Below are 3,761 nucleotides of genomic sequence, written 5' to 3' on the forward strand. Positions count from 1 at the left end.
ACATCATCCTGCTTCCGCTCGGGGATCTCGCCTTCCAGAGTGCCGACGGCGCGACCTTCAAGGTGACGCCCGATCTCGTCGGCTCGGCCCTGCGCGTGAAGGCGATCTACACCGACGGCCATGGCGTCACCGAGACAGTGTTCTCGGATCCGACAGCTGTGGTCGCGGCGGGGGCGCCGCTTCCCCCGCCAGTCGCGCCGACCCCGGTCGTCGATGCGACGGCGGGCGGCGAGGGCATCATGCTGGTGCGCTCGGACCTCAACTTCATCCTCGACCAGATCAAGATCGCCGAGGCGAATGCCGCTGGTACGCCGCTGACCTCGCTGCTGCCGAATGTGCGCGTGCCGCTAGGCCTGCGCACGGTCGATGGTTCCGGAAACAACCTGCTCAATCAGCAGCAGAGCGACACCTTCGGTGCGGCCGACAACGTCTTCCCGCGCGTCACGACGCCAGTGTTCAAGCCGGCCGAGGCCGGGACCTCCTATCAGCAGACGACGAACACATTTGTGATCGACTCGCAGCCGCGCACGATCAGCAACCTGATCGTCGACCAGACCGCGAATAATCCCGCCGCGATCGCGGCTGCCCTTCGCAACGCCGGCTCGGAGGATATTTTCGCCGATACCCAGACCTTCAACGCTGCCCTCCAGGCATTCAACGCTGTGAAAGCGGCTGCGGCGGGCGGAATTGCGGCTCTGCAGACGGCGCTCACGGCTTCACAGGCGATCCTTGCAACGGCGGATACCAATCTCGCCACAGCGACGGCCGCTGCGAATGCCGCAACCACCGCTGCCACGGCCGCGGCAGGCGCAGTTACGGCTGCGGAGTTGGCAGAATCGACCGCGGAGACAGCTTTGGCGTTGGCGATTGCCGCGGTGCCGGCGGGCGAAGATCCTCTGACCGACCCCGGAGTGCAGGCGGCTGTCATCGCACGCGACAACGCCGTCCAGGTGCGGACGGATGCCGAAGCAGCGGTCGTAGAAGCGGACGCACTCGTTACCTCGACTCAGGCCGCTCTCGTCCCAGCCCAGACCGCCCAGACTCAGGCGTTGGGCCAGGTTGCGCTCGATCAGGCGGCCTTGAACGACGCGAATGCGCCGGTCGTCGCCGCCCAGGCGACCTTTGACGGTGTGGTCGACGATCTCGGCCTGACGATCGTCACCAGCCCGGGGCTCGATGGCCAGTTCGGCACGCCCGATGACAAGCAGGTCTTCGAAATCCCGAACATTGCGCCGGATGCCGGTCTGTCGGCGCCGTTCAACGCCTGGATGACCTTCTTCGGCCAGTTCTTCGACCATGGTCTCGATCTCGTGACCAAGGGCGGCTCGGGCACGGTCTTCATCCCGCTCAAATCGGACGATCCGCTGTTCAATCCGGCCCCGGGCGCCCCGAACTTCATGGTCCTGACCCGGGCGACCAACCTGCCTGGTCCGGACGGGATCCTCGGTAATGCCGACGACATCCACGAGCACACCAATACGACATCGCCTTTCGTCGATCAGAACCAGACCTATTCCTCACATCCCTCGCACCAGGTCTTCCTGCGTGGCTATCAGCTCAACGGCGACGGTGAGCCGGTCGCGACAGGCCAGCTGATCACCAATCGCGACCTGGGCGTCGACGGGAAATTCGGCACCGCTGACGACACCGAAATCGGTGGCATGGCGACGTGGAAGGTGGTCAAGGCGCAGGCGCGCGACATTCTCGGCATCAATCTCACCGACGCCGATATCGACAGCGGTCCGCTGCTGGCGACCGACGCCTATGGCAATTTCATCAAGGGCCCGAACGGCTTCCCGCAGGTCGTAATGAAGGGGCTGGACGGCATCGGCGGCACCGCTGACGACATCCTCGTCGAGGGCAATCCGCTTTTGCCGATTTCCCTGACCAATGCCGTGCGTACCGGCCACGCCTTCCTCAACGATATCGCCCACAACGCCGTGCCGGTATTCGCTGGTCTCGGTGCCGACGGTGTTGCCAACACGGCTGACGACCTTGTTCCCGATGGCGATGCGTTGACGGGCAATCCCGTGCCCGCGAATCAGCAGGGTAACAACCTTGCCTATGACAACGAGCTTCTCGACGCGCATTACATCGCCGGCGACGGCCGCGTGAACGAGAATATCGGCCTCACCGCCGTCCACGCGATCTTCCACTCCGAGCATAACCGGCTGGTCGAGCAGACCAAGAACACGGTGCTGACCTCAGGCGACCTGACCTTCCTCAAGGAATGGCTGATTTCCGGCACCGAGCCGGCGACCTTCCCGGCGACACCCGCAGAGATCGCGGCCCTGCAGTGGAATGGCGAGCGCCTGTTCCAGACCGCGAAATTCGGCACCGAGATGCAGTATCAGCATCTGGTCTTCGAGGAATTCGCCCGGACGATCCAGCCGAATGTCGACCTCTTCTTCGCACCGACCCAGGTCTATGACGTCGACCTGGATCCCTCGATCGTCGCGGAGTTCGCRCACACSGTYTATCGYTTCGGCCACTCGATGCTGACCGAGACGGTTGATCGCTTCACSGCGRATTTCGAYGTCGTCTCRKCCGATCCSARCAATCCCGACCAGCAGATSGGSCTGATCGCRGCCTTCCTGAACCCGCTCGCCTTCGCGGCCAGCGGCGCCAATCCGGAAGACGCAGTCAGCGCGATCGTCCGCGGCGTGACCCGCCAGGCCGGCAACGAGATCGACGAGTTCGTCACGGAGGCCTTGCGCAACAACCTGCTCGGCCTGCCGCTCGACCTTCCCGCGATCAACCTCGCGCGCGGCCGGGACGTCGGTATTCCMTCGCTGAACGAAGTCCGTCGGCAAATCTATACGTCGACCGGCGAAGTCCAGCTCAAGCCCTACACCAGCTGGGCGGWTCTGGTTCAGAGCCTGAAGCACCCGGATTCGCTGATCAATTTCATTGCCGCCTATGGCACGCATTCTTCGATCGCGGGCGCTACGACGCTCGCGGCCAAGCGTGCAGCGGCGATGTCACTGGTCCTCGGTGGCGCCGGCGCACCTGCCGACCGCCTCGACTTCCTGAATGGTACGGGGGCCTGGGCCAACCTGGCCAATGGCGTCACCACCACCGGCGTCGATGCCATCGATCTCTGGATCGGCGGTCTCGCCGAGGAGAAGATGCCCTTCGGCGGCATGCTGGGCTCGACCTTCAACTTCATCTTCGAGAACCAGCTTGAAAAGCTGCAGGACGGCGACCGCTTCTACTATCTCGAGCGCACGTCCGGCCTGAGCTTCAATGCAGAGCTCGAGAGCAACTCCTTCGCCAAGCTGATCATGGCGAACTCGTCGGCGACCCATCTCCCGGGGGTTGTCTTCACGACACCTGGCTTCACGCTCGAAGTCGACCCGACAAAACAGCATACAGGGCTGAACGAGGCTGGGCCGGATGGCATTCAGCTCGATGACCCCAATACCGTGGTTGACGAAAGTGCCGACAACGTCGTTGGAACTGACCTCATCGCGGGGAATTCCGACCCGACAAACGGCGATCCGTTGCTTCCGCTCGTCATTCGCGACAACCCGAACACTGTCGGGCCCGACACCAACTATCTCCAATACACCGGAGACGAGCATGTCGTTCTCGGCGGTACTGCCGGCAATGACATTCTGATCGCGAGCGAGGGCGACGACACCGTCTGGGGCGATGGCGGCAATGACCGCATCGAGGGCGGCGATGGCAACGACCAGCTTCGTGGCGGCGCCGGCGACGACATCATCACGGATACCGGTGGTGACGACAATATCCAGGGC

General features: G+C 63.7%; 1 protein-coding gene. It reads left to right on the top strand.

Going from position 1 to position 3,761, the window contains the following annotated elements; all coding sequences use genetic code 11:
• Positions 1-239: 239 nt before the first annotated feature.
• Positions 240-3,761, top strand: a 3,522-nt coding sequence (locus AC1D34_RS35015) for a peroxidase family protein (RefSeq protein ID WP_476826716.1), incomplete at its 3' end; no start/stop codon positions are given.

It is taken from the genome of Allobosea sp. P1_A7, from assembly GCF_056406775.1.